The sequence below is a fragment of the Ensifer sp. VA4 genome, from assembly GCF_055710065.1.
The window spans coordinates 77,597-104,277 of sequence record NZ_JBVQPO010000002.1 but is presented as its reverse complement, the minus strand read 5'-3'; the positions used below and the strand labels follow the sequence as shown (position 1 = coordinate 104,277).

The 26,681-nt window shown below is 63.7% G+C and carries 24 protein-coding genes; 13 read left to right on the top strand and 11 right to left on the bottom strand.

Annotated elements, in window-relative coordinates; translation table 11 throughout:
* Positions 1 to 20: 20 nt before the first annotated feature.
* The 7 genes from AC0C6X_RS03440 to trmB all read left to right on the top strand — a co-directional run bounded on the left by AC0C6X_RS03440 (position 21) and on the right by trmB (position 7,537).
* Positions 21 to 1,076 (top strand): PhoH family protein, encoded by a 1,056-nt coding sequence (locus AC0C6X_RS03440; protein ID WP_173515359.1) that lies wholly within the window; start codon positions 21 to 23, stop codon positions 1,074 to 1,076.
* Positions 1,077 to 1,094: 18 nt separating this feature from the next.
* Positions 1,095 to 1,601, top strand: coding sequence for an rRNA maturation RNase YbeY (ybeY, locus tag AC0C6X_RS03435; RefSeq protein ID WP_472951931.1), 507 nt, complete (start codon positions 1,095 to 1,097; stop codon positions 1,599 to 1,601).
* Positions 1,602 to 1,613: 12 nt separating this feature from the next.
* A complete protein-coding gene (locus tag AC0C6X_RS03430) occupies positions 1,614 to 2,783 on the top strand; it encodes a hemolysin family protein (protein ID WP_472951930.1) in 1,170 nt (389 codons plus the stop codon).
* Between the two features lie 255 nt (positions 2,784 to 3,038).
* On the top strand, positions 3,039 to 4,634 hold the full coding sequence (lnt, locus tag AC0C6X_RS03425) for an apolipoprotein N-acyltransferase (RefSeq protein WP_472951929.1): 1,596 nt from the start codon (positions 3,039 to 3,041) through the stop codon (positions 4,632 to 4,634).
* Positions 4,635 to 4,780: 146 nt separating this feature from the next.
* Positions 4,781 to 5,200, top strand: coding sequence for a helix-turn-helix domain-containing protein (locus AC0C6X_RS03420; protein ID WP_173515363.1), 420 nt, complete (start codon positions 4,781 to 4,783; stop codon positions 5,198 to 5,200).
* Positions 5,201 to 5,402: 202 nt separating this feature from the next.
* The gene (gene metK, locus AC0C6X_RS03415; protein WP_472951928.1) at positions 5,403 to 6,671 is read left to right on the top strand and encodes a methionine adenosyltransferase; all 1,269 of its coding nucleotides are present in this window, start codon (positions 5,403 to 5,405) and stop codon (positions 6,669 to 6,671) included.
* Between the two features lie 167 nt (positions 6,672 to 6,838).
* Entirely contained in the window at positions 6,839 to 7,537 is a 699-nt protein-coding gene (gene trmB / locus AC0C6X_RS03410) for a tRNA (guanine(46)-N(7))-methyltransferase TrmB (protein ID WP_472951927.1), read from the top strand.
* Positions 7,538 to 7,648: 111 nt separating this feature from the next.
* Here trmB and AC0C6X_RS03405 read toward each other — a convergent pair whose 3' ends face one another.
* Both AC0C6X_RS03405 and AC0C6X_RS03400 read right to left on the bottom strand, forming a co-directional pair.
* Positions 7,649 to 7,906 (bottom strand): BQ00720 family protein, encoded by a 258-nt coding sequence (locus tag AC0C6X_RS03405; RefSeq protein WP_472951926.1) that lies wholly within the window; start codon positions 7,904 to 7,906, stop codon positions 7,649 to 7,651.
* Between the two features lie 47 nt (positions 7,907 to 7,953).
* Positions 7,954 to 8,385, bottom strand: coding sequence for an Hsp20 family protein (locus tag AC0C6X_RS03400; RefSeq protein ID WP_173515367.1), 432 nt, complete (start codon positions 8,383 to 8,385; stop codon positions 7,954 to 7,956).
* Between the two features lie 350 nt (positions 8,386 to 8,735).
* Here AC0C6X_RS03400 and AC0C6X_RS03395 point away from each other — a divergent pair, with 350 nt between their 5' ends.
* Complete coding sequence (locus AC0C6X_RS03395; protein ID WP_247958209.1) at positions 8,736 to 9,680, top strand: nucleoside hydrolase; 945 nt, start codon at positions 8,736 to 8,738, stop codon at positions 9,678 to 9,680.
* 77 nt (positions 9,681 to 9,757) lie between these two features.
* Here AC0C6X_RS03395 and AC0C6X_RS03390 read toward each other — a convergent pair whose 3' ends face one another.
* The 3 genes from AC0C6X_RS03390 to AC0C6X_RS03380 all read right to left on the bottom strand — a co-directional run bounded on the left by AC0C6X_RS03390 (position 9,758) and on the right by AC0C6X_RS03380 (position 14,689).
* On the bottom strand, positions 9,758 to 12,145 hold the full coding sequence (locus AC0C6X_RS03390) for a methyl-accepting chemotaxis protein (RefSeq protein ID WP_472951925.1): 2,388 nt from the start codon (positions 12,143 to 12,145) through the stop codon (positions 9,758 to 9,760).
* Positions 12,146 to 12,547: 402 nt separating this feature from the next.
* Positions 12,548 to 13,447: a ribokinase gene (locus AC0C6X_RS03385; protein ID WP_173515370.1), complete on the bottom strand. Its 900-nt coding sequence runs from the start codon at positions 13,445 to 13,447 to the stop codon at positions 12,548 to 12,550.
* 48 nt (positions 13,448 to 13,495) lie between these two features.
* Positions 13,496 to 14,689 carry a DNA recombination protein RmuC gene (locus AC0C6X_RS03380; RefSeq protein ID WP_247958207.1) on the bottom strand — a complete coding sequence of 398 codons (1,194 nt, stop codon included), beginning with the start codon at positions 14,687 to 14,689 and terminating at the stop codon, positions 13,496 to 13,498.
* Between the two features lie 151 nt (positions 14,690 to 14,840).
* Between AC0C6X_RS03380 and def the strand changes: the two genes are divergently transcribed.
* From def to truA, 3 genes are all read left to right on the top strand, one after another.
* On the top strand, positions 14,841 to 15,365 hold the full coding sequence (gene def / locus AC0C6X_RS03375; protein WP_173515372.1) for a peptide deformylase: 525 nt from the start codon (positions 14,841 to 14,843) through the stop codon (positions 15,363 to 15,365).
* Between the two features lie 166 nt (positions 15,366 to 15,531).
* Positions 15,532 to 16,467, top strand: coding sequence for a methionyl-tRNA formyltransferase (fmt, locus tag AC0C6X_RS03370; RefSeq protein WP_472951923.1), 936 nt, complete (start codon positions 15,532 to 15,534; stop codon positions 16,465 to 16,467).
* A complete protein-coding gene (truA, locus tag AC0C6X_RS03365) occupies positions 16,467 to 17,210 on the top strand; it encodes a tRNA pseudouridine(38-40) synthase TruA (RefSeq protein WP_472951922.1) in 744 nt (247 codons plus the stop codon). Before fmt ends, truA begins: the two co-directional genes overlap by 1 nt.
* A gap of 40 nt (positions 17,211 to 17,250) precedes the next feature.
* Here truA and AC0C6X_RS03360 read toward each other — a convergent pair whose 3' ends face one another.
* From AC0C6X_RS03360 to AC0C6X_RS03340, 5 genes are all read right to left on the bottom strand, one after another.
* Positions 17,251 to 17,847, bottom strand: coding sequence for a hypothetical protein (locus tag AC0C6X_RS03360; RefSeq protein WP_173515375.1), 597 nt, complete (start codon positions 17,845 to 17,847; stop codon positions 17,251 to 17,253).
* Positions 17,834 to 19,027 carry a succinyl-diaminopimelate desuccinylase gene (dapE, locus tag AC0C6X_RS03355; protein WP_472951920.1) on the bottom strand — a complete coding sequence of 398 codons (1,194 nt, stop codon included), beginning with the start codon at positions 19,025 to 19,027 and terminating at the stop codon, positions 17,834 to 17,836. Before dapE ends, AC0C6X_RS03360 begins: the two co-directional genes overlap by 14 nt.
* A 201-nt stretch (positions 19,028 to 19,228) precedes the next feature.
* Positions 19,229 to 22,414 carry an efflux RND transporter permease subunit gene (locus AC0C6X_RS03350; RefSeq protein ID WP_472951919.1) on the bottom strand — a complete coding sequence of 1,062 codons (3,186 nt, stop codon included), beginning with the start codon at positions 22,412 to 22,414 and terminating at the stop codon, positions 19,229 to 19,231.
* A 129-nt stretch (positions 22,415 to 22,543) separates the two neighbouring features.
* The gene (locus AC0C6X_RS03345) at positions 22,544 to 23,746 is read right to left on the bottom strand and encodes an efflux RND transporter periplasmic adaptor subunit (protein ID WP_472951917.1); all 1,203 of its coding nucleotides are present in this window, start codon (positions 23,744 to 23,746) and stop codon (positions 22,544 to 22,546) included.
* An 84-nt stretch (positions 23,747 to 23,830) separates the two neighbouring features.
* Entirely contained in the window at positions 23,831 to 24,655 is an 825-nt protein-coding gene (locus AC0C6X_RS03340; RefSeq protein WP_173515379.1) for an alpha/beta hydrolase fold domain-containing protein, read from the bottom strand.
* 140 nt (positions 24,656 to 24,795) lie between these two features.
* Here AC0C6X_RS03340 and AC0C6X_RS03335 point away from each other — a divergent pair, with 140 nt between their 5' ends.
* Positions 24,796 to 25,707 carry a LysR family transcriptional regulator gene (locus AC0C6X_RS03335; protein WP_173515380.1) on the top strand — a complete coding sequence of 304 codons (912 nt, stop codon included), beginning with the start codon at positions 24,796 to 24,798 and terminating at the stop codon, positions 25,705 to 25,707.
* 3 nt (positions 25,708 to 25,710) lie between these two features.
* On the opposite strand, the gene AC0C6X_RS03330 is transcribed toward AC0C6X_RS03335, so the two are convergent.
* Positions 25,711 to 26,133, bottom strand: coding sequence for a winged helix-turn-helix transcriptional regulator (locus AC0C6X_RS03330; protein WP_472951916.1), 423 nt, complete (start codon positions 26,131 to 26,133; stop codon positions 25,711 to 25,713).
* Positions 26,134 to 26,189: 56 nt separating this feature from the next.
* On the opposite strand from AC0C6X_RS03330, the gene AC0C6X_RS03325 reads away from it, so the two are divergent.
* Positions 26,190 to 26,507, top strand: coding sequence for a DMT family transporter (locus AC0C6X_RS03325; RefSeq protein ID WP_247958200.1), 318 nt, complete (start codon positions 26,190 to 26,192; stop codon positions 26,505 to 26,507).
* Positions 26,508 to 26,681 lie beyond the last annotated feature (174 nt).

The window sequence follows — 26,681 nt, the reverse complement described above, 5'->3', positions numbered from 1 at the left end:
AAACAAGGAGCCTGAACCGCTTGAACGGACACGAATTGATCTCTTCATCCTCGCGCCAGTCGAAAACCTCTGCGACAGACGCCAATCACTTCGTGCTGACATTCGAGAACAATCGGTTCGCCAGCGAGCTCTTCGGCCAGTTCGACCAGAACTTGAAGCTTCTCGAGGAGCGCCTGCGCATCGACGCCCGGCCGCGCGGCAATTCCGTCGCCATTTCCGGTGACGTCGTCGCCACCAATCAGGCGCGCCGTGCCCTCGATTATCTCTATGGGCGGTTGCAGAGTGGCGCGTCGATTGATCCTTCGGATGTCGAGGGCGCGATCCGTATGGCGGTTGCGGCCGACGATCAGCTACAATTGCCGACCATGGAGCGTAAAGCCAAATTGACAATGGCGCAGATTTCGACGCGCAAGAAGACAATTGCGGCGCGCACACCGACACAGGATGCCTATATCCGCGCGATGGAGCGTGCTGAGCTCGTCTTCGGCGTCGGCCCGGCCGGTACCGGCAAGACCTATCTCGCCGTTGCCCATGCCGCGCAGTTGTTGGAACGCGGCGCCGTCGATCGCATCATCCTGTCGCGTCCCGCAGTCGAGGCTGGCGAGCGCTTGGGCTTCCTGCCTGGTGACATGAAGGAGAAGGTCGATCCCTATCTCCGGCCGCTTTATGATGCACTCTACGACATGATGCCGGGCGACAAGGTCGAACGGGCGATTACCGCCGGCGTCATCGAAATCGCGCCGCTCGCCTTCATGCGCGGCCGCACGCTTGCCAATGCCGCCGTCATCCTCGACGAGGCGCAGAACACGACATCGATGCAGATGAAGATGTTCCTGACCCGTCTCGGCGAAAACGGCCGCATGATCGTCACCGGCGATCCGAGCCAGGTCGACCTGCCACGCGGCGTCAAGTCGGGCCTCGTCGAGGCTCTGCAGATCCTGAGGGGCGTCGAGGGCGTTTCGGTGGTCCGCTTCAAGGACGTCGACGTCGTCCGTCATCCGATGGTGGCGCGGATCGTCAGGGCTTACGAGTCGCACACGGCCGTTCACGACGAAAGCGAGCAGAGCGACCGCTGATCGGCGGTCGTTGCGATCATGACGGCATTGGACATTCAAATCAGCGTGGAAGAAGGCAATTGGCCCGAGGAAGAGTCATTGCTTGCCTTCTGCGCGCCCGTTCTCGAAGCGGCGGCAGCTTATCTCGCGGCCGAAGAGGAGCAGCCGCTGCCAATAACGCCGCCGGAACTTTCCCTTGTCTTCACCGACGACGCTTCCATGCGGGCGATCAACGCCGAATGGCGCAACCAGGACAAGCCGACGAATGTGCTGTCCTTTCCTGCCTTTCCGGTGACGCCGGGTGCGATGCCCGGGCCGATGCTCGGCGACATCATCGTCGCCCGTGAGACGCTCGAACGCGAGGCCGTGGACCTCGAGAAATCCTTCGATGCGCATCTGACGCATCTTCTCGTGCATGGATTCCTGCATCTTTTCGGTTATGATCATATGGAAGATGACGAAGCCGAAAGAATGGAAAGCCTGGAGACTCGCATTTTGGCGCGTCTTGGCTTATCTGACCCCTACGGGGACCGTACCCCGGATTAACAGTTTGGACCGATGAGCGATTACAAAACACAGCCCGTCGCGCTGGCGACCGAGGAGGCAGAAGCCTCTGGAGAGGCGGAGGCGGGCAGTAGTAGCACCGCCACTCGACACGAGGGCACGAAATCCACTTCTTCCTTCTGGAGCCGGGCCGCGCGCTTGTTGCGCGGCGCAAGTCCATCGAGCCTGCGCGAGGATCTTGCCGACGCGCTTCAGACCGATGCCGACAGCAACACGGCCTTCTCGCCCGGCGAACGGGCGATGCTCAACAACATCCTGCGCTTCCGCGAGATCCGGGTCGAGGACGTCATGGTCCCGCGTGCCGACATCGAAGCGGTCGACCAGAGCATCACCATCGGCGAATTGATGGTGATCTTCGAGGAGTCCGGCCGCTCGCGCATGCCGGTCTATAACGACGGCCTCGATGATCCGCGCGGCATGGTGCATATCCGCGACCTGCTTTCCTACGTCACCAAGCAGGCCCGCAACCGTCGCCGCAACGGCAAGGCGCCGGCTGCCGTGACGGCCCCGGGCGAAAAGACCGAGAAGACACCGCGGTCGCCGAAGGCGAACTTCGACCTTTCCCGCGTCGATCTCGGCAAGTCTCTGGAAGAGGCGGGCATCGTCCGCCAGCTCCTGTTCGTGCCGCCTTCGATGCTGGCCTCGGACCTGATGCAGCGCATGCAGGCCGCCCGCATCCAGATGGCCCTCGTCATCGACGAATATGGCGGCACCGATGGCCTCGTCTCGCTCGAAGACATCGTGGAGATGGTCGTCGGCGACATCGAGGACGAACACGACGACGACGAAGTCATGTTCGCCCGCACATCGGACGATGTCTTCGTCGCCGATGCCCGCGTCGAGCTGGAAGAGATCGCCACGGCGATCGGCCCGGATTTCGACGTGCGCGAGCAGCTCGAAGACGTCGACACGCTCGGCGGTCTGATCTTCGCCTCGCTTGGCCGCATCCCGGTGCGCGGCGAGCTCGTCCAGGCCATTCCGGGCTTCGAGTTCCAGATCCTCGATGCGGACCCGCGTCGCGTGAAACGCGTTCGCATCATGCGCAAGCGTCCGCCGGCTCGCCGCCGCGTGTCGCGGCCGGAGGGCGAAACCGGTTCGGAGCCGGCGGCAGGCAATCGTGCCAACGGCGCAGCCCCTACCGAAGCGACGGCCGACGAACAATGATCGCTCGGCCTCCGCGCATGTTTTCACATGCGCGGGTAGATGCCTCCGACCCATCCTCTTGACGTCTACCGGCTTCAACGGGGCCCCGTGAGGGCCGTGACCTGTTGCCGACCGAACCGGAAGACAGGACTTCCGCACCCAATTCCGCCCCTGACGGGGACAAGCAGCCCGTTTTTTGGAAGACTGGCGCCGATTGATTCGGTTGTTGTTTCGCTCCGGCGCCGTGTCCGGCGGCCGGAATCGACGGGAGGCTGCATGGTAAGACTGGCTGGCAGGGTGATGCTTCTCTCCGGGTTCCCCAGGGCATTGCTCGCGTTCCTCGCAGGGCTCCTCGCGGTTCTGGCGCAACCGCCCTTCGGCATCTTCGCCTTCGCTTTCGTCGCTTTCCCCATCCTCGTCTGGCTGCTCGACGGCGCGACCGGAAATCCGGATGGCGGCATCGTCAGGCGGCTCGGGCCGGCGGCGGCGATCGGCTGGTGGTTCGGTTTCGGCTACTTCCTCGGAGGCCTCTGGTGGCTCGGCAACGCGCTCCTGGTGGAGGCCGACGAATTCGCCTGGGCGTTGCCGCTCGCCGTCGTCGGTCTTCCAGCCTTCCTGGCGCTCTTCTATGCGCTTGCGACGCTGATCGCGCGCCTGTTCTGGTCCGATGGCGTGGGGCGGATCGCGGCGCTGGCGCTGGCCTTCGGTCTTTGCGAGTGGCTGCGTAGCTTCCTCTTCACCGGCTTTCCCTGGAATGCGATCGGCTACGCGGCGACGCCGATGCCGCTGATGATGCAGTCGGCAAGTGTCGTCAACCTGGCGACCATCAACATGCTGGCGGTCTTCGTCTTCGCGGCGCCCGCGCTCATTGCCACCGGCCGGGGAAGCCGGATCGGCCTGGCGGCAGCGCTCGTCCTCCTGACGGCTCATGTAGGCTTCGGCTTCTATCGCCTGGCGCAGCCGGCCCCGCCCGTGGGCGAACCGCCGCTGACGGTCCGTCTCGTCCAGCCGGTGATCGACCAGGCGAAGAAGCTCGACGACCGCGAGCGTGCGGCGGTCTTCGAGGAGCATCTTTCGCTCACTGCCGCCGCGCCCGAAAACGGCGGCAAGCGACCGGACATCGTCGTCTGGCCCGAGACGTCGATCCCCTTCATCCTCACCGACAATCCGGACGCCCTGGCGCGCATCGCCGAGGTGCTCGACGACGATCAGATCCTGATCGCCGGCGCTGTGCGCGCCGAGGATGCGGGCTCCGGACTGCCGCCGCGCTATTACAACTCGATCTATGTCATCGACGGCCGCGGCCAGATCGTTGGTGCTGCCGACAAGGTGCATCTCGTCCCGTTTGGCGAATATCTGCCGTTCGAGGAGGTGCTGTCATCCTGGGGCTTGAGTTCCGTTGCCGCTTCGATGCCTGGCGGCTTCTCCTCTGCAAAGACCCGCTCGCTGCTGACGTTGCCCGGCGGAAAGATGCTTTATCCGCTGGTCTGCTACGAGGCGATCTTCCCCGACGAAGTCGACGGCGCCGCCCGCCGAACGGATGCACTTCTCAACATCACCAACGATGCCTGGTTCGGCGATACGCCCGGTCCGCGCCAGCATTTCCATCAGGCGCAGCTGCGCGCCGTCGAGACCGGAACCCCGCTTATCCGCGCAGCCAATAGCGGTATATCAGCAATTGTTGATGCACGTGGGGTTTTAATGGTAGGATTGTCCTACAATTATAGGGGAGTGGTCGACACACTTCTGCCGGGAAAGATGCCTACGCTTTTGGACGACGCTATGCGAAGCCGAATCTTCTGGCTGGCTGCACTCTTCCTCCTTCTGGTTGCAGTGTTTTCGCGTTTTGGTTTTAATATTAGGAAGAATTGACCTAAAACCCCTAAAATTGCATAGTGGTCCGCACCATCGTCCTTGTTGTGGCGGCTTTGCCCTATCACCGTGGCGGTCGCTCCGGTGAGCGTTGCCCGCGTGTCAGGCGATGGATCAAACGAAACAGCGTGTTTGGGAACGCAGATATGATCGAAAACAAAAAGAAGCCGAACCCGATCGACATTCATGTCGGTAGTCGGATTCGTCTTCGCCGCACGATGCTTGGCATGAGCCAGGAGAAGCTCGGCGAAAGTCTGGGGATCACCTTTCAGCAGATTCAGAAGTACGAGAAGGGCACGAACCGTGTCGGCGCCAGCCGGTTGCAGAACATTTCGAGCATTCTGAACGTACCGGTTTCCTTCTTCTTCGAGGATGCGCCGGGTGAAGGCACCAGCGGCCAGTCGGGCATGGCGGAAGCCTCCAGTTCCAACTACGTTGTGGATTTCCTTTCGTCCTCCGAGGGGCTGCAACTCAACCGTGCCTTCGTCAAGATCACGGACCCGAAGGTTCGTCGCCGCCTCGTCGATCTCGTCAAGGCACTCGCTGCGGAAGCGGAAAGCGAATAGTTCCAACGTTCCCCGTCGGGACTTGAAAACAAAGCGGCCTTTTGTGCCGCTTTTTTCATGCGCGCTTTTTTTGCCAGGCGCCTCAAAGTGATTGGTGCCGATGGTGATATAAAGATATATTTATGTCGTTGTGCGCTTGTTTTTCGGACGCAAAACCACTAACACCATGCCAGCGCTTTTCTTCATTGAGGGGACTTCCCGCATGCGTGCAAACTACCTGTTCACGAGTGAATCCGTAGCCGAAGGTCATCCGGACAAGGTGTGTGACCGTATCTCCGACGAGATCGTGGATCTGGTCTACCGCGAAGCGGCCAAGACCGGTGTCGACCCGTGGGGCGTTCGCATCGCATGCGAAACCCTGGCGACCACCAACCGCGTCGTCATCGCCGGCGAAGTGCGCCTGCCGCCGAGCCTTCTGAAGAAGGACAAGGACGGCAACGACGTCATCAACCCCTCGAAGTTCAAGTCCGCCGCCCGCAAGGCGATCCGCGAGATCGGCTATGAGCAGGACGGCTTCCACTGGAAGACGGCCAAGATCGACGTGCTTCTGCACTTCCAGTCCGCCCACATCGCTCAGGGTGTCGACAGCGCCTCCGACAGGCAGGGTGAAGAAGGTGCCGGCGACCAGGGCATCATGTTCGGCTACGCCTGCCGCGAAACCGCCGAACTCATGCCGGCGCCGATCTATTACTCGCACCGCATCCTCAATCTGCTCGCCGCCGCCCGCAAGAAGGGCGAAGGCGAAGTCGCCAAGCTCGGCCCGGACGCCAAGAGCCAGGTTACCGTGCGCTACGTCGACGGCAAGCCGACGGAAGTGACCTCGATCGTTCTGTCGACGCAGCATCTCGATGACACCTGGGATTCGGCCAAGGTTCGCTCGGTCGTCGAGCCCTACATCCGCGAAGCCCTCGATGATCTGAAGATCGCCGACGATTGCACCTGGTACATCAACCCGACCGGCAAGTTCGTCATCGGCGGTCCGGACGGCGACGCCGGCCTCACCGGTCGCAAGATCATCGTCGACACCTATGGCGGTGCGGCACCCCATGGCGGCGGCGCCTTCTCGGGCAAGGACACGACCAAGGTCGACCGTTCGGCCGCCTATGCCGCGCGGTACCTGGCGAAGAACGTCGTTGCTGCCGGCCTTTCGGATCGTTGCACGATCCAACTGTCCTACGCCATCGGCGTTGCTCAGCCGCTGTCGATCTATGTCGACCTGCACGGCACCGGCAAGGTCTCGGAAGATCAGGTCGAGCAGGCGATCCGCAAGACGATGGACCTGTCGCCGTCTGGCATCCGCCGTCACCTGGACCTCAACAAGCCGATCTATGCCAAGACGTCCGCCTACGGTCACTTCGGCCGCAAGGCTGGTCGCGACGGTTCCTTCTCCTGGGAGAAGCTCGATCTGGTGAAGCCGCTGAAGGCAGTGATCGAGCAGAGCGGCGCCGTCAACGGCCGGGCCGCTGCCTGAGCGTGCAACTGGCGCGGCGTCGAAGGCCGTGCATTGAAGATAGCGCAGCGGCCTGCTATCAGGCGCTTGCGATATTCAGGGCGGGCGCTCCGGCAAGGAGCGCCCGCTTCGTTCATTTTGATTTTGGGTCCCTTGACCCGGATCAGCGTGACCAAGGGACAAACGACATGACTGAACCGCGCCGCGCCAGAGCAACCGAGGCCTTCTTCGGCCGCCGCAAGGGCAAGCCGTTGCGCGAGCGGCAGGCGGCGCATCTGGAAACCGTGCTGCCGACGCTGAAGCTCGATCTTTCGAGTGCGGCTCCGGCCGAACTGAAGGCATTGTTTCCCGGGGATGTCGAACGCATCCGGCTGGAAATCGGTTTCGGCGGTGGCGAACACCTGATTCACCGCGCCGCCGAGGCGCCGTCGACCGGCTTCATCGGCGTCGAACCCTTCGTCAATTCCATGGCCAAACTCGTCGGCCACATCGAGGATCGCGGCGTCAACAACATTCGTCTCTATGATGACGACGCCACCCAGGTTCTCGACTGGCTGCCGGCCGCTTCCGTCGACCAGATCGACCTGCTCTATCCGGACCCGTGGCCGAAGCGCAAACATTGGAAGCGCCGCTTCGTCTCCAAGGTCAATCTCGACCGGTTTGCGCGCGTGCTGAAGCCGGGCGGGATGTTCTGCTTCGCCTCGGATATCGACACCTATGTCAATTGGACACTGTTGCATTGCCGCGATCACGCGGCCTTCGCATGGACGGCGGAGAAGGCAGCCGACTGGCTGACGCCGTACGCGGGATGGCCGAGCACACGCTACGAGGCCAAGGCGCGCCGGGAAGGGCGCAGTTCCGCCTATCTCACTTTCCGCCGCGTCTAAAGCAAATCCAGGAAAAGTGCGAAGCGGTTTTCCGTCCGGAATTGCGGGGATCAAGAGATCAGAGGCGTCGTCCCGTTCGATCGCAGCGCACCGTCAAAGACGGGCGCGCGATCAATGCAGGGTGACCGTCTTCAGGTCATCCTCGGCAGCCTTGAAGAAGGTGCTGGAACGATTGTCGGTCAGGAGGATCGGCGTGCCGTCGGCGCCGAACAGGGCCCAGAGATCGATGCCCGGTCCCATCTCGGGTGCTTCCGGGAAGCAGCGCGAGACTTCGTCCGAACGCATTTTCCGGATGTAGCCGATTTCGCCTTCGCCGAGATGTGCGAGGTCGTTTTTCGACAGTGACGAGTTGATGGCTTTCAGTCCCATGGTGATACTCCGTGGTCGCCGGCCAGGGGGAAATCCCGCCGGTTATCCTACTCTGGGACCGAAATGTTAATTTTCTTTACCATACGTACCGGTTCGGGACGGACGAGGTCGACGGACAGCAGGCCGTTGCGCAGCTCGGCGCCGAGCACTTTCATGCCGTCCGCCAGCACGAAGGTACGTTGGAACTGGCGCGCGGCGATGCCGCGGTGCAGATAGTCGCGATCGCCGTTGTCGACCTGGCGGCCGCGAATGACGAGCTGATTCTCTTCGGTGGTGACTTCGAGGTCTTCTTCGGAGAACCCGGCCACGGCGAGCGTGATCCTGAGCCGCTCCGGAGCGTCAACGGCTGCATCGCCGCGGATGCGCTCGATATTGTAGGGCGGGTATCCGTCATTGCCCTTGGCGATGCGCTCAAGGGTCTTTTCCATCGTGTCGAAACCCAGCAGCAGCGGGCTCGTAAAGGGCGTAATTCGGCTCATTCCTCAAGTCCTTGCGAGATCAAGCGACCGTTCTTCGGACCTGCCCAGCAGCATCCTCGCCGCAATATGGTAGCTGTGCGCAACGAGTGCAAGCCGCTTGCCTCCGACGTGCACGCAAATCATAGTCCGCTCTCGCAGAATCCAAGAGTGAGGCGAGCAGCGCGCCGCAGACGCTGCCTCGTTTCTGCTCCGGTACATTGAAATCGATCGCGCCCACCGCATGTACCCTTTATCGGAGCATGCAGCGCTTCAAAGTGCGACAGCGGCCCTTGCCCGTCCGATCGGACGCGCGGCGCTGTCGGCTTTGGGCCGGGTCGACCCAAACGAACGTGACCCAGGGAGGACGAAGAGTGCCCGCGCCGAGAAAGATAATCATAGACACCGATCCCGGGCAGGACGATGCCGCCGCCATCATGCTTGCCTTCGGCAGCCCGGAAGAGATCGACCTGCTCGGCATCACCACCGTTGCCGGCAACGTGCCGCTGGCCTTGACGGCCCGCAATGCGCGCATTCTCTGCGAGCTCTGCGATCGGCCGAAGGTCCGGGTCTTTTCCGGTGCCGACAAGCCGATCGCCCGCGCGCTGGTGACCGCCGAGCACGTGCACGGCAAGACCGGCCTCGACGGCCCGACGCTCGACGAACCCAAGATGAAGCTCGAGGAGCAGCACGCCGTCGACTTCATCGTCGAGACGCTCCGCAACGAGGCGGAGGGCACGGTGACACTCTGCACGCTGGGGCCGCTCACCAACATTGCGCTTGCGCTTCAGAAGGCGCCCGAGATCGCGCCGCGGGTCAAGGAACTGGTGATGATGGGCGGCGGCTTCTTCGAGGGGGGCAACATCACCCCGGCGGCCGAGTTCAACATCTATGTCGATCCGGAAGCCGCCGACATCGTCTTCCGCTCGGGCATTCCGATCGTGATGATGCCGCTCGACGTCACCCATCGCGTGCTCACGCACAAGGCGCGCGTGCAGAAGATCCGCGACATCGGCAGCCGCCCGGCGATCGCCATGGCCGAAATGCTCGAGTTCTTCGAGCGCTTCGACATCGAGAAATACGGCACCGATGGCGGCCCGCTGCACGACCCGACGGTCATTGCCTATCTGCTGCGGCCGGAGCTCTTCACCGGCCGGGATTGCAACGTCGAGATAGAAATCAAATCGCCGCTGACGGCGGGCATGACCGTGGTCGACTGGTGGCAGGTCACCGGCCGGCCGCACAATGCCAAGGTCATGCGCTTCGTCGACGACCAGGGCTTCTTCGATCTCTTGACCGAGCGCCTGGCGCGCATTTGAGCCTGCGGTCGATCATCATGCTCCAAACAGAAACGGCGCCCCGGGAGGCGCCGTTTTCGTTTGGTCCGATCCGTTGATCAGAACTCTTCCCAATTATCCTGGGCAAGAGCGTTGGCGCCCGAGGTCTGGGTGAGCACCCGCTGTGTCGAAGCCGAGTAGCTGCTCCGTGCCGGGGCCGGCCGCGTCTCGCGGGCAGGCGCGGGAGCCGGACGGTCGGCCGCACGCATGCGCTCGGCCGTACCGCGCAGCATCTCGGAGGACGAGGGCTGGACCGATGCCGGGGACTGGGCGACCCGGAAGCGGGCGACCAGCGCGTTGAGCGTGCGCGCCTCCTCGTTGAGCGCCATGCCGGCCGCCGTCGTTTCTTCGACCATGGCGGCGTTCTGCTGGGTCACCTGATCCATCTGGTTGACGGCCGAGTTGATCTCCTTGAGGCCGACAGCCTGCTCGGAGGCAGAGCTCGAGATCTGGCGGATGAGGCCGTTGATCTGCACCACCTGCTCGGCAATCTTCTCGAGCGCACCGCCCGCCTTGCCGACGAGCTCGACGCCTTCGCGCACCTGGCCGGCCGAGGTGTTGATCAGCGTCTTGATCTCCTTGGCGGCGTTTGCCGAGCGCTGGGCGAGCTCGCGCACTTCTTGGGCGACGACGGCGAAACCCTTGCCGGCTTCCCCGGCACGGGCCGCTTCGACGCCGGCATTCAGCGCCAGAAGGTTGGTCTGGAAGGCGATCTCGTCGATGACGCCGATGATGCGGCTGACCTCGTGCGAGGACTGCTCGATGCCCTGCATGGCGGCAATCGCCTTCTGCACCACCTCGCCGGACTGTTCGGCGTCGCCGCTGGCGACTTCCACCGACTTGGCGGCAACCTTGGCGTTTTCGGCGCTGGCATTGACCTGCGAGGTCAGCTCGTCGAGGGCTGCCGCGGTTTCTTCGAGGCTTGCCGCCTGCTGTTCGGTGCGGTGCGACAGGTCGTTGGCGGCGCTGCTGATTTCGCTCGTGCCGTTGCCAATGTTGACGACCGAATGGTTGACCGTGCGGATCGTCTCTTCGAGGCTTTCCATCGTCGCGTTGAAGTCGCGCTTGAGCTGGGCGTATTCGCCGGGGAAGTCATCGGTGATGCGGAAGGCGAGATCACCCGACGACAGATGTGACAGACCCTTGCCAAGCCGGGCGACGATATCGCGCTGCAGCGCGCTGCTTTCGGCGCGCTCGGTTTCCGAGCGGTTGCGTTCGTGCTCGGCCTGTTCGCGCTCGTGGCGGGCTTCGCCTTCGAGGCGCTTGGTATCGGCGAGTTGGTGGCGGAAACCTTCGAGCGCCTTGGCAACTTCGCCGGTTTCGTCGGAGCGATCCTGGCCGGCGATTGCCTTGCTGTAGTCGCCGTGGCTGAGGCTGTTCACATCCTTGACGAGTGCGGCGAGAGGTTTCTGCACGAAGCCGCGGACGGCGAGATAGAGACCGAGAAGCACGGCGCCGAGCACGACGAGGCCGCCGACGATCATCATATAGGTCTGGTCCTTGACCGGCGCATTGATCGCCGTGCGCGGCACGTCGACGAGCACGACCCAGTTGGTATTCACGCCAGACAGCGCGAATGGATAGACGAGACGGTCGAAGGGTTCGTTGCCATCATAGGTAAGGTTGGAGATGATGCCGGACTTGCCCGAGGCGAGCGCGTTCGCGACAACGTCGTTGCCTTCGCCGTCATACTGCTTGAGCAGGAGCTCCGGGATCGGTGCGACCAGCCACTTGCCGCTCTGCGACAGAAGGTAGACGCGCCCGGTTTCGAAAGGCTTCAGCTTCGCGAGGCCGTCGGCCAGCGAAGCGAGCGAAATGTCGATACCGGTGACCCCGAGCAGCTTGCCGCCGGACATGACCGGGTAGGCGATCGAGCTCATTGCGGTCGGAACGTCGGTGTCCTGTGCGGTGTAGGGCTGCGTGATCGCGCCCTTGCCGCTCTTTGCCGCGAGTTTGTACCACTCGGCCGCGTAGTCGGCACCGAAGGTGGAGTATTGGATTTCATTGGTGCGGCTCTTCGACCAGTAGGGCGTGAAGATGCCCTGGTCGTTGGCGCCCAGTTCCTTGTTGTTGACGACGTCCTCCTGGCGACCGTCAAAGGCCTTGGGCTCCTCCGCGAACCAGCTCCCGAAGGCGAAGGGGTTCTGTTCCAGGTTCGCCCTGAGAATGTTGATCACCCCGGCGCGCTCCAGCGACTTTTCGGCATGCGCGCGGCCGAGAATGCCGGCCATCGAGCGGGCAGCGCTTGCAAGTTCGCCAACGTCACCGGCGATGGTTGAGGCGATTGCCCGGGCTTCACCGCTCGCCTGTTCGAGGACCAGCGTTTCGACGCGATCCTGGGTCTGGGAAATGAGAACGAAATTCGAGGCGAGCAGGACAAGTGCGATCGTGCCGCCTGTCACCGCGATCAGTTTGGTCGCCAGCGATTTGGCTTGGAACTTGAACATGAAATCCTCACGTGCTGGGAGGTCCGCAGGCTTCACCTGCGGCGGACGCATTTCGCAATGGGGGTGAACTCCATCATGGAGCGTCAGATGCCGACCGGCATGTTGGAGGCGACCGGGTCTTTCGAGCCGGCTCTCTCAGGGTCCTGAATAGACTGGAGAATCTTAAGATAGGGCCAACGCGGACGCTGTTTTACCTGTTGCTTTGATAAAATTGCGCGCAAAGTTTTATTTCCGCGACATCGGCTGTCTGGATTGCGCAAGCGGTAATTTCGAGGGGCGAAAACAACGTAATGTGAGAGCGCGGTAAAGAAAAAGCGCGGGCAGATTTCCGCCCGCGCCAAGCGCGATTTTGCGAAGCGTTGGTTTGTGTGTCCGGCCGATCCGGCTCAAACCCATCGCGAACTAGAGGCGCGCCGCGACTTCCGAAGCAAGCGGGATCGAGGGCTGTGCGCCGCGCTTCAGGCAGGCGAGCGAACCGGCAACGGCCGCACGGCGCAGCGCATCGGGGAAGGCGATGCCGGCATCGAGGCTGGCGGCGAGGTAGCCACAAAAGGTATCGCCGGCGCCGACGGTGTCGACCGGCTCGATCTTCAGGCCCTTGGCTCGCTGGATCTCGCCCTCATGCACGGCGACGACGCCTTCGGCGCCGAGCGTGACGATGACCGTCTGCCCCGTTTCGGCATGGAGCGCCTTCATCGCCTCCTCGCGTTCGGCGCTGTTGATGCCGCTCCTGCCGGCGAGCAGTTCGAACTCGGTCTCGTTGGCAATGACGATATCGGCCATGCGGCCGAGGCGGGCTGCGTCCGGCGTCAGCGGGGCGATGTTGATGACCGAGCGCACGCCCTTCTGTTTGGCTGCGGTGAGCGCCTTCTCGACAGATGCCGCCGGAATTTCGAGCTGCAGCATCAGCGTGTCGCCGGGCTTCATGCCGTCGACGGCCTTCACCGCATCGGCCTCGTCGACCGTCGCATTGGCGCTGGCGACGACGACGATGACGTTTTCACCGTCGCCACCGACGAGGATGTGCGCGGTGCCGGTCGGCCCGTTTACCGTCTTGGTCAGCGACAGGTCGGTGCCGGCGCCCTTCAGCAGTTCCAGCGCGCCGTCGGCGAAACTGTCGGCGCCAACTGCGCCCGCCATCTGCACCGTCGCGCCGGCCCGTCGTGCGGCAAGCGCCTGATTGGCGCCCTTGCCGCCGGCGGCGGTCGAGAAGCCCGTTCCGGCGACGGTCTCGCCGGGCTTTGGAAGGCGTGCGGTGGTGGCGATCAGGTCCATGTTGATGGACCCAAAAACAGTGATCATGTGAACATCCTGTTGGCTGGCAAAGTGGGCGGAGAGTGCCCGACTGCGTCAGTCCTCGTCAACCACCCGCAGGCGCAATTGCCCGACGCGGTTGTCGACAGCGGCACGCTCACCGCTTGCTTCCCGCGTGCCACCCTCGGCCTCGAGCTCGAGTGCCTCGATCTTGGCGCCGCGGCGCGTCAACTTGCTGGAGGAAACCAGAATGTCCTCGACATCCTTCTGGCTCATGGCGAAGTGGCCCTGAAGCTTGCGCACGCGCTCGTCAAGACGGCCCAGATCCTCCATCAACCTGGCGACTTCGCCCTGGATCAGATGCGCTTGCTCACGCATGCGCGCATCCTTGAGGATCGCCTGGATCACCTGGATCGAGAGCAGCAGAAGCGATGGCGAAACGATCACGACCCGCTGGCGATGCGCCTTCTGCACGATCGCTTCGAAGTGCTCGTGGATGTCGGCGAAGATCGATTCCGACGGCACGAAGAGAAAGGCGGTGTCCTGCGTTTCTCCTGATATCAGATATTTGCTGGCGATATCGCGTATGTGCGTTTCCATGTCGCGGCGGAAGAGCAGGGCGATCTGCTGGCGACGCTCCGAGGTTTCTGCATCGCGCATCGCATTCCAGGCCTCCAGCGGAAACTTGGCGTCGATGACGAGCGGCGGCTGGCCGTTCGGCATGCGGATGGTGCAGTCGGGTCGTGCGCCGTTCGACAACGTCGTCTGGAATTCAAAGGCGCCCATCGGCAGCCCGTCGGCGATGATCGCCTCCATGCGGGACTGGCCAAAGGCGCCACGCGTCTGCTTGTTCGACAGGATCGCCTGCAAACCGGCCATGTCCTTGGCCAGCGACTGGATGTTGTTCTGGGCGGTGTCGATGACCGCCAGCCGCTCCTGAAGCCGCCTGAGGTTCTCATGCGTCGCCTTCGTCTGCTCGGTGATCGATGCGCCGATGCGGTGCGTCATGCCGTCGATGCGCTGGCTGAGCGTCTGGTTGAGCTCCGCCTGGCGCGCGCCGAAAACCTCGGCCATGGCGGCGACCCGTCCCTGCATCTCCGTTTGCGCCGCAAGCAGCATCGCCATCTGTTCCTGACGCTCCTCGTCGCGGGTATCCCGCCGCCGCGCAAGCGCCATCAGCGCAGCGACGATCATCACAAGCCCGGCGGCAATCGCGAGATGGCCCAGGGTGATCGGCAAAGTGCCGACGAAAAACAGCGGTTGGGCAAGAGGGAGGGGCGCAGGTTCCATGCGCCAAACCTAACAGATTCTCTCGTGAAGTGTAGATCAAAACGAGAACATTTGCGTGTAGCGGTTAACGCCACGCGAAGCGCGAGCGGGTGGCGCAGGCAGCAAGGCAATTTCCTTGCGCGCCGATGGAAAGATCGGCTATGGGAGCAGCATGACGATCAAGCCGCTTATCATCCTTCCCGATCCTGTGCTTCGGCAGGTTTCCACGCCGATCGAAACCATCGACGCGGACATCCGCCGTCTGGCCGATGACATGCTCGAAACCATGTACGACGCCCCCGGCATCGGTCTTGCCGCGATCCAGATCGGTGTCGCCAAGCGCATGCTGGTGCTCGACGTATCGAAGGAGGGCGAGGAGAAGACGCCGTTGGTCTTCATCAACCCCGAGATCGTCGCTTCGTCCGATGCGCGTTCGGTTTACGAGGAAGGCTGCCTGTCGATCCCGGATTATTACGCCGAGGTCGAGCGCCCGGCTTCGATCACCGTCAAGCATCTCGATCGTGACGGCAAGGAGCAGACGATCGAGGCCGATGGCCTGCTCGCCACCTGCCTGCAGCACGAGATCGATCACCTGAACGGCGTACTGTTCATCGATCATATTTCCAAGCTCAAGCGCGACATGGTGATCCGCAAGTTTACCAAGGCCGCCAAGACCCGCGGCGCGAAGGCGATCTGAGGCGCCGAACGGGCAGCGGCCGAGACATATCGCGCCGAGGGCTTGATTTGCAGGCGGGAAACCCGTTTGAAGGGGCCTGAATCTCTGGAGCAATTCCGGGAAAAGTGTGAAACGGTTTTCCGTCCGGAATTGCGCAATTTGAACTGAGAGGACGGAGTTCACCGCCTTGTCGCTTCGCATCATTTTCATGGGCACGCCGGAGTTTTCGGTGCCGACGCTGGCAGCACTCGCCGAAGCCGGCCATGAGATCGTCGCCGTCTACACGCAGCCGCCGCGACCGGGCGGTCGCCGCGGGCTCGATTTGCAGAAATCGCCGGTACACCAGGCGGCGGAGCTGCTGGGCGTTCCCGTGCTGACACCGGTCAACTTCAAGGACGAAGCGGATCGTCAGACCTTCCGCGACTTCGACGCCGATGTCGCCGTGGTCGTCGCCTATGGTCTGCTTTTGCCAGAGGCGATTCTCACCGGCACCAAATACGGCTGCTACAACGGCCACGCCTCGCTTCTGCCGCGCTGGCGCGGGGCGGCGCCCATCCAGCGCGCGATCATGGCCGGCGATCATGAGACCGGCATGATGGTGATGAAGATGGACAAGGGGCTCGACACCGGCCCGGTTGCGCTGACCAAGGCGGTCCAGATCGGCGAGACGATGACGGCGGGCGAGTTGCACGACCGGCTGATGCAGGTCGGCGCTACCCTGATGCGGGAGGCGATGGCGAAGCTCGCGGCCGGCGATCTGCCGCTGACGGAGCAAGCCAAAAAAGGCGTCGTCTACGCCCAGAAGATCAGCAAGGCGGAAACCCACATCGACTTCGCCCGTCCTGCCCGCGAGGTGCACGACCATATCCGCGGCCTGTCGCCCTTCCCGGGTGCCTGGTTCGAGCTCGGGATCGCCGGCAAGCCGGAACGCATCAAGGTGCTGAACTCCGAGCCGGCTCCAGGCTCCGGCGAGCCCGGCACGGTGCTCGACGACAACCTCACGATTGCCTGCTCCGAAGGTGCGGTGCGGCTTACACGCCTGCAGCGCGCCGGCGGCAAGGCGCTCGGCGCCGCCGACTTCCTGCGTGGAACGCCGGTGGCCGCCGGTACGAGGGTCGGCTGATGCCGCGGTTCAAGCTGACCGTCGAATATGACGGCTCGGACTATGTCGGCTGGCAGCGGCAGGACAACGGTCAATCCGTGCAGGGAGCGATCGAAAAGGCGATCCTGTCCTTGACCGGCGAGACCGTCTCGATCCGCGGCGCGGGCCGTACGGATTCTGGCGTCCACGCCAGCGGCCAGGTCATGCATGCCGATCTCACGCGGCCATGGAAACCCTATACGCTGCGCAACGCGCTGAACGCACATCTGGGGCTTGCCGGCGAGCGGGTGGCGATCCTGGAAGCCGAAGAAGTGTCGCCGGAGTTCGACGCGCGCTTCTCGGCGCTGCGCCGACACTATCTCTACCGGATCATTTCACGACCGGCGCCGCTGGCGCTCGAAGCCAGGCGGGCCTGGTGGGTGCCGAAGCCGCTCGACCACGAGGCGATGCACGAGGGTGCGCAGCGCCTCGTCGGTCATCACGATTTCACCACCTTCCGCTCCGCCCATTGCCAGGCGACGAGCCCGGTGCGCACGCTCGACCGGCTCGACGTTGCGTTTGTCGGCGGCGTCATCGAGATCCGCGCGACGGCGCAGAGCTTCCTGCACAACCAGATCCGTTCCTTCGCAGGATCTCTGAAGCTGGTCGGTGAGGGAAAGTGGACGCCGGACGACTTGCAGGCGGCGCTGGAAGCGCGCGACCGCAAGGCCTGCGGCCCCGTGGCACCGCCCGAGGGGCTTTATTTCCTTCAGGTGGATTATTGACTGACGGCCGAGGTCCCTGAGGGCATCTCCCAGACCGCGATCAGCCCGGAATGAGGCCGAAGACGCCCAGCAATAGTCGGCCGATCATCAGCGAAGGCAATAGGAAGAGCGCCGTCAGCGCCGAGGCCAGCAAGGTCTGATTGCCCGTCACCATGCGCAGTAGCCGGAAGAGGACACCGACGTTGACGACGAGCAACATGAGTTCGATCAGGCCCGTCAGCCCCTCGCTTCCCGGAATGACCAGGCGCAGTGCCGCCGGAACCGCCATCGCATAGGATAAGGGCACATACAGCCAGTTTGTTGTGACGATGACCGGCACCACTGCTGGGGCAAAGCCCAGCGGGCGGGAGAGCACGGCGATCAGCACCAGTGGCAGAAGCCAACCGGTGAGATCGACCAGCACCAGCTTGAAGATAGCGTCTATGCCGACGGTCGTGCCGGTCGGCATGGCGGAGAGATAATAGAGCCGCCAGGACGCCCAGGTGACGGCGATCGCCGGCAGGCACCAGAGCATCGTCGTGAACGATCGCCACAGGCCGCTCTCGCTGAAGTCGAACCAGCGGAATCCCTCCTCGTTGCCCTGCGCCAAGAGCCAGATGCCCTTGATATAGGCAAGCACCTCGTCAAGCAGCGGCATGATCGAACCAGCTGGAGATGAAGGTCTCGTAGATATTGGTCAGGGTTTCAAGGTCGGCGACGGCGACGCGCTCGTCGACCATGTGCATGGTCTGGCCGACCAGGCCGAATTCGACCACCGGGCAATAGTCCTTGATGAAGCGCGCATCCGAGGTGCCGCCTGTCGTCGACAGCTTCGGCTGCCGGCCGGTGACCGCCTCGACCGCACCGGAAAGCGAATCGATCAATGCGTTGTTGCGCGTCAGGAACACGTGGCTCGGCCGCTCGGCCCAGGTGATCTCGTAGCGGACGGGCGCACGATCCGGCCGCAGGCTGCCGGCAGCGGCAGCGCGATCGAGCCGCGCAATGATCTCCGCCATCAGGCTTTCCGCGGTCCAGGTGTCGTTGAAACGGATGTTGAAGGCGGCAGTGGCCTTGGCCGGAATGACGTTGACCGCGCCGTTGCCGACGTCGATCGTCGTCACTTCCAGGTTCGATGCCTGAAAACTCTCGGTGCCGTTGTCGAAAGGCGGATCCATCAGCGCCTGCGTCAATTGCAGGATGCCGCGCACCGGATTGTCGGCGAGATGCGGATAGGCGGCATGTCCTTGCACGCCGTTGACGGTGATGCGGCCGGAGAGCGAGCCGCGCCGGCCGATCTTGATCATGTCGCCGAGGCTCTCCGGGTTGGTCGGTTCGCCGACGAGGCAGGCGTCCCAGCGCTCGCCCTTGTCAGCCGCCCATTGCAACAGTTTGGTGGTGCCGTTGATCGCCGGGCCTTCTTCGTCGCCGGTGATCAGGAAAGATACCGAGCCCTTCGGCGCGCCATGTTTCTCAATGTGGCGGGCGATCGCCGCGACGAAGCAGGCGATGCCGCCCTTCATGTCGACGGCGCCGCGGCCGTACATTTCGCCGCAGGCGATCTCGGCCGCGAATGGTCCGTGGCTCCAGGCGGCTTCGTCGCCGACGGGAACCACATCCGTATGACCGGCGAACATCAGATGCGGGCCTTCGGTGCCGAGCCGCGCATAGAGGTTCTCGATGTCGGGCGTGCCGACGTCCTTGGCCACCACGCGGTCGACCGAAAAGCCGAGCGGCTTCAGCATGGCTTCGAGGGCGGCAAGCGCTCCGCCTTCGGCCGGGGTGACCGAGGGGCAGCGAATGAGGGTGGCGAGATTGGCGATCGGATCGGTGGGGGTCATCTAACGCTATGCCGTCTGCATGGCCGCTGGGCCTATGGAATGGAGGCTGCTGGTTTATCCGATCGCCAAGGAACTGTCACGCGCGATGCGAACTGTCACACGGGCCGCAAAACGGCGCCGCGCCTGGGCGGAGGCGCAGCGCCGCAGCTTCGACGGGCCGGAGTGATCCGGCCCGCCTGAAGATCGCGAAAGGAGGGAGCCCTACTCGCCGGGCGCGAGATGCGGCGCTTCGATATGGGCTCCGGCGTGCTTCAACGGCCGCTCGCCGGTGAGCTTGCGGATCAGCACGTAGAAGACCGGGGTCATGAAGATGCCGAAGGCGGTGACGCCGATCATGCCGGCAAAGACCGCGACACCCATGGCCGAGCGCATTTCCGCACCGGCGCCGGTGGACGTCACCAGCGGCACCACACCCATGATGAAGGCCATCGAGGTCATCAGGATCGGGCGGAGACGCAGCCGGCTCGCCTCGATCGCAGCCTTGACCGGCGTGCTGCCCGACAGTTCCAGTTCGCGGGCGAACTCGACGATCAGGATGGCGTTCTTCGCCGACAGGCCGACCAGCACGATCAGACCGATCTGGGTGAAGACGTTGTTGTCGCCTCCCGTCAGCCAGACGCCTATGAGAGCCGCCATGATGCCCATCGGCACGATCAGGATGATCGAGATCGGCAGCGTCAGGCTTTCATACTGGGCAGCGAGCACGAGATAGACGAGCAGCAGCGCCAGCGGGAAGACCAGGATGCCGGAGTTGCCCGCGAGAATCTGCTGGTAGGTGAGATCCGTCCACTCGTAGCCGATGCCCGGCGGCAGCGTTTCGGCGGCGATCTTTTCGATGGCGGCCTGGGCCTGGCCGGAGGAGAAGCCCGGTGCCGGGCCGCCGTTGATGTCGGCGGAGAGGAAGCCGTTGTAGCGGATCGCCCGCTCGGCGCCGACCGTCTGCTCGACCTTCAAGAGCGCCGACAGCGGGATCATCTCGCCGGACTGCGAGCGGACCTTCAGCTTGCCGATGTCATCGGCATGGCTGCGGTAGCTGGCGTCCGCCTGGATGCGCACGCTGTAGGTGCGGCCGAAGGCGTTGAAGTCGTTGACGTAGAGCGAGCCCAGATAGATCTGCAGCGTGTCGAAGACGTCGGTGACCGCCACGCCGAGTTGGCGCGCCTTGACGCGGTCGAGGTCGGCATAGAGCTGCGGCACATTGATCTGGTAGCTCGAATAGAGCCCGGCCAGTTCCGGCGTCTGGTAAGCCTTGGCGAGGAAAGCCTTGGCTGCCTCGTCGAGTGCCTGGTAGCCGAGGCCATTCTTGTCCTCGATCTGCAGCTTGAAGCCGCCGGTCGTGCCAAGACCCTGGACGGGCGGCGGCGGGAACATGGCGATGAAGGCATCCTGGATCGCGCCGAATTCCTGGTTGAGCTGCATGGCGATCGCGCCGCCTGACAGTTCGGGCGTCTTGCGTTCCTCGAAGGGTTTGAGGGCGACGAAGACGATGCCGGAGTTCGACGAGTTGGTGAAGCCGTTGATCGACAGGCCCGGGAAGGCGATGGCGTTTTCGACGCCCGGGTGCTTCAGCGCGATCTCGCTCATGCGCTTGATCACGTCTTCCGAGCGATCGAGCGTGGCTGCATCCGGAAGCTGGGCGAAGCCGATCAGGTACTGCTTGTCCTGGGCCGGCACGAAGCCGCCGGGGATGGCGCGGAACAGCGTGAAGGTGACGCCGAGGAGCACGACATAGACGACCATGATCAGCGACTTGCGCGTCAGGATCCGGCCGACGCCGCGGCCATAGGCTTCCGAGCTTGCTCCGAAGAAGCGGTTGAACCCGCGGAAGAACCAGCCGAAGAGCTTGTCCATCGCCCGGGTCAGCCAATCCTTCGGCGCATGATGGTCCTTGAGCAGAAGGGCGGCCAGCGCCGGAGAGAGCGTCAGCGAGTTGAGCGCCGAGATGACGGTCGAGATCGCGATCGTCAGCGCGAACTGGCGGTAGAACTGGCCGGTGAGGCCGGTGATGAAGGCAAGCGGCACGAAGACGGCGACGAGCACCAGCGCGATGGCGATGATCGGACCGGAGACTTCCTGCATGGCGCGATAGGTCGCCTGGACCGGCGACAGCCCCTGCTCGATGTTGCGTTCGACGTTTTCCACCACCACGATCGCGTCATCGACGACGATGCCGATCGCCAGCACCAGGCCGAAGAGGCTGAGCGCGTTGATCGAGAAGCCGAAGACATACATCACCGCGAAGGTGCCGACGATCGAGACCGGCACGGCGACGAGCGGAATGATCGAGGCGCGCCAGGTCTGCAGGAAGACGATGACGACGATGACGACGAGGGCGATCGCCTCGAGCAGCGTGTGGATGACCGACTCGATCGAGGCGCGCACGAACTGGGTGGTGTCGTAGACGATCTCGTAGTCGACGCCTTCGGGCATGGTGAGCTTCAGCTCGGCCATGGCCTTGTGCACGTTTTCCGAGATCTGGATCGCGTTCGAGCCCGGCGCCTGGAAAATGCCCATGCCGACGGCCGGCTTGTTGTCGAGCAGCGAGCGCAGCGAATAATCGGCCGCACCCATCTCGACACGCGCGACGTCGCCGAGGCGGGTGACTTCGCCATTGGCGCCGGACTTGACGACGATGTTGGCGAAATCCTCAGGCGTCTGCAGGCGGCCTTGCGCGTTGACGGAAAGCTGCAGGTCGAGGCCGGGGACGGACGGCGAGGCACCGATGACGCCAGCGGCCGCCTGGACGTTCTGGCCGCGGACGGCAAGGGCGATGTCGCTTGCCGCCAGGCCGCGTTCGGCGGCCTTCTGCGGGTCGATCCAGACGCGCATCGAATAGTCGCCGCCGCCGAAGATCTGTACCTGGCCGACGCCTTCGATGCGGGCCAGCCGATCCTTGACGTTCAACACACCGTAGTTGCGCAGATAGTTGATGTCATATTGCCCGTTCGGCGAGATCAGGTGCACCACCAGCGTCAGGTCGGGCGAGCTCTTGACGGTGGTGACGCCGAGGCGGCGCACCTCCTCGGGCAGTCGCGGCTCGGCCTGCGAGACGCGGTTCTGCACGAGCTGCTGGGCCTGGTCCGGATCGGTGCCGAGCTCGAAGGTGACGGTGAGCGTCATCAGGCCGTCGGCGGTCGCCTGGCTCTGCATGTAGAGCATGCCTTCGACGCCGTTGATCTGTTCTTCGAGCGGTGTCGCCACCGTTTCGGCGATCACCGCCGGGTTGGCGCCCGGATATTGCGCACGCACGACGATCTGCGGCGGCACGACTTCGGGATATTCGGAGATCGGCAGACCGGTCATGCCGATCAGGCCGGCCACGAAGATCAGGACCGAAAGAACGCCCGCGAAGACCGGGCGGTCGACGAAGAAGCGTGAGAAATTCATGGTATCCCCCTTGGGACGAGTTCAAGCAGACCTCAGGCGTGCGCGGCGAGAGGCGTCGCCACGCGGCCATGTCTGCTGAGTGATGCCTTGGTTGGCGAACCCTTCGCACCAGGCGAAGGGTCGACTAAATCATTTGGCGATCGAGGCGGTCGTTTCCTCGACCTGCTGCGGCGCAACGACGACGCCGGGGCGGACCCGCTGCAGGCCGTTGACGACGATGTTCTCGCCGGACTTCAGACCGCTTTCGACGATGCGCAGACCGTCGGAATTCGGCCCGAGCTTCACCTGGCGATACTCGACCTTGTTGTCGGTGCCGACGACGAAGACGAACTTCTTGTCCTGGTCGGAGCCGATGGCGCGGTCGCTGATCACGAGCTTTTCCTCGGGGTCCGGTTCGCCGATGCGGATGCGGACGAACTGTCCGGGGATCAGCTTGCCGTCGGCGTTTTCGAGCGCCGCGCGTACGCGGATCGTACCGGTTGCCGCATCCACCTCGTTGTTGATGAGCTGGATATGGCCCGTGATCGGCGTGCCCTCGTCGGCGGCGGTGCCGACCTGGACCGGAAGACGTTCGATCGCGTTGCCGCCGGCCGAGGCCGCGAGCTTGGCGAGCGCCGTCGTGACGACCTCTTCGCTGGCGTTGAAGCTCGCATAGATCGGGTCGACCGAGACGAGCGTCGTCAGCACGGGCGAGGCGGAACCGGCGGCGACCAGGTTGCCGGCGGTGACGTCGAGCCGGCCGACGCGGCCGGAGATCGGCGCGCGCACCTCGGTATATTGCAGGTCGAGTTCGGCCGTGCGCAGCGCCGCCTTGGCCGAGCGTACCTCTGCCTGGGCTTCGTCATAGGCGCTGGCGCGCTGGTCGACGCCGCTCTGCGGAATGGCGCTGGTGGTCACCAGCTTGCGGCCGCGCTCGAGTTCGATCTTGGCAAGCGCGACGCGCGCTTCGGCCGCTTCGACCTGGGCCTTCGCCCGTTCGACGGCGGCGGCATAGGGCTCCGGATCGATCGTCACCAGGAGATCGCCCCGTTTGACGAGCGCGCCTTCGCGGAAGTGCGCCTTGAGGATGGCGCCGCCGACGCGCGGGCGAACCTCGACACGCTCGATCGCTTCGAGCCTGCCGGAGAATTCTTCCCAGGTGGTGATGCGCTTGGACTGCGCCCGCGCCACCGAAACCGGCACGGCCGGAGGTGGCGCCGCGGCGGTCTCGGTGGCGGCGTCGGCCTCGAAATGCTGCGGCAGGCCGAGCATGACGGCACCACCGCCGGCGACAGACAAAAGGATACTCAGGCCGGCGCCCCAGAGGGCCCGACGGGTCACTGTCGATGTCATCTTTTCTCTCCTTGCCGGTTGGGAGCCGGCGCTTTGCTTTCGATGTCAGATCGAGGGAATGGGCTGGGTGACCGCCGCCCTCGTCTAACGCACCGTCATTTCCGCCGGCTTTGCCCCTGCCTTCTGGAAGAAGCGGGAGAAGATGCCGGTAATTTCCTTCTGCTGCGCCGACCAACCTTCGCCGGAAGCCGCATTCTGCGGCAGCCATCCGGCTCGTCCGGGCAGGACATGGGACTCAACCATCACGCCGGCCTTGCGCAGACGCTCGGCATAGGCTTCAGCCTCGTCGCGCATCGGGCACTCTTCGCTGGTCACGATCAGCGAAGGCACGAGGCCGGCAAGCCGCGTGCAGTGGGCCGGCGCGGCGTAGGGATGGGTGAAGCCACCGCTTTGCCCGAGGTAACGCTGCCAGCCATCGGCGATCGATTGCGCCGAGGACTGCGGACAGTATTGCCGGAACGATTCCGTCGCCAGGCAAGGGTCGAGCATCGGCGACAGCAGGATCTGGCCCTTGAGATCGGTCAGATACTGGTCACGCGCCATCAAAGCGGCGCCGGCGGCAACATTGCCGCCTGCCTCTTCGCCGGCCACGAACAGCGACGACTTCTTGTGCGCGAACTGCGGGCAGCGCGAGCGCATCGACGACAGCATGGCGTAGGCGACATCGAGCGCCGCGGGAAATGGATTGAGGCAGGCCGCGGAATATTCCGGAGAGATCACCACCGCTCCAGCCGCCGCAAGCGCCTCGGCGACGCGCTCGCCGGCGGCGATCGTTCCGCCGACGAAGGAGCCGCCGTGCAGGTGCAACACGACCGGCGGCGGATTGAGCAAAGCTTCGCCGCGGTAGACGCGTGCCGTGCAGCAGCCTTGGCCGGTCTGCATCGTCTCCACTTTGAACAGTTCGCCCATCTCTCTTGCCTTCGGCCAGAGGTCAACCCACATGTGGCGGCGACACGCCACGGTAGGAGAATAGCATTGTCTTCTGTCTGGAATAGTATTTTCAAACTGACTACACTATTCGTATTCTCGAACAATCACGGCTCTTGAAAATGGACCAGCTCACGGCCATGCGCGCGTTCCTCCGGGTCGTCGAAACCGGTAATTTCACCCGCGCCTCCGCTTCGCTGAATATGCCCAAGGCGACACTCACCAATCTCATTCAGGGATTGGAGGCGCATTTGCGCACAAAACTTTTGAACCGCACCACCCGTCGCGTACTGGTGACGCCCGATGGTGCGCTCTATTACGAACGCGCCGCACGCCTTTTGACCGATCTCGACGAACTCGACGGCAGCCTTTCCAGCGCCCAGACCTTGCCGAAGGGGCGTTTGCGGGTGGAAATGGCCAGTGCGATTGCCAATCTGATCGTCATTCCGGCCTTGCCCGAGTTCCATAAGCGCTATCCGGATATCCAGATCGATCTCGGTGTTTCCGACAGAACCGTCGACTATGTCGCGGAGAACGTCGATTGCGCCATCCGTGTCGGCACGCTCACCGACCAGTCGCTGATCGCCCGCCGCATTACCGAGATGAGCTTCGTTGCCTGCGCCGCACCGGACTATCTCCAGCGTCACGCAATGCCGCAGCACCCGTCCGATCTGTCGAAGAACTGCTACGTCGTCGGTTACTTCCGGCCGCAGACCGGACAGCAGATGCCGTTCTATTTCAAGCGCGGCAATGAGGAGATCGAGGTGAACGGCCGCTACGCTGTGGCGGCCAATGAAGTGACGACCTATCTCGCCGCTGCTCGCGCCGGCCTGGGCGTCATCCAGGCGCCTCGTTTCATGGTGCGTGACGACCTGGTGTCCGGCGCCATGCGGCCGGTCCTCGAGGACTGGGAGGTCGAACCCATGCCGATCTATCTGGTCTATCCGCCGAACCGACACCTCAGCAGCCGCCTGCGCGTCTTTGCCGACTGGGTGGTCAAGGTCGTTGCCCAGTCGCAGCTCGATGCCGCCTGACCCTCACCGGTTCCGTTCGGCGTCGTAGCGCTCGCGTGCCGCATCCAGTGCGCCGAAATGAGTCTCCGCCCAGCGGTCGAGTACCAGCAGCGTTTCGCTGAGCGAACGGCCGAGCGGGCTCAGGCTGTATTCCACATGCGGCGGCACCGTCTTCTTGTCTTCGCGGATGACCAGGCCGTTGCGCTCCAGCTCCTTCAGCGTCTGCGCCAGCATCTTCTGCGAAATGTCGCCGAGCCTCCGCATCAGCGCGGCGTTGCGCATCGGCCCGCCTTCGAGCGCCGAGAGGATCAGCATCGGCCACTTGCCGGCGATCAGTTCCAGCGCATGGCGTGACGAACAGGTCGGATCGAAGACGTCGGGGACGGACGCGGCGGATGTCGGCGTGTCGGGATTATTCATGGTTACCAAAAGGTGCGTAATTGTCATTTGGTACCTATGCTACCAGCTTGTTTGTCATGTGAGAATTCCCAACGGAGACGAACATGGCATGGATCATTCTGATAGCGGCGAGCCTCATCGAGATCGTCATGGGGCTGGCGCTGAAATATGCTGACGGCTGGACGAAGCTGGTGCCGAGCGCAGTCGGCATCGCCGCTGCTCTCGGCAGCGTCTATCTTCTGACGATTGCGATGCGTGACCTGCCGGCGGGCACGGCCTATGCCGCCTGGACCGGCATCGGCTCGGTCGGCATCACGGTGCTCGGCATCGTGCTCTTCGGGGATCCGGTCTCCTGGCTGCGCGTCACCTGTATCGCGATGATCATCGTCGCCGTCGCCGGCCTGCGCTTTCTGGAGGCCTGAACCGACAGCGCTCAGGATCCTGTTCACGAAAAAAGCGCCGCGATCGGCTCGCGGCGCTTTTTGACTGGCCGTGACTCTGCCGTGTCGGCTTAGATCACGATGATTTTGGGTCGGGTCAACCCAAAATCATAAACGTGACGGATCCTCAAAGTTGGAGCGGGATGCGGGCGGAAA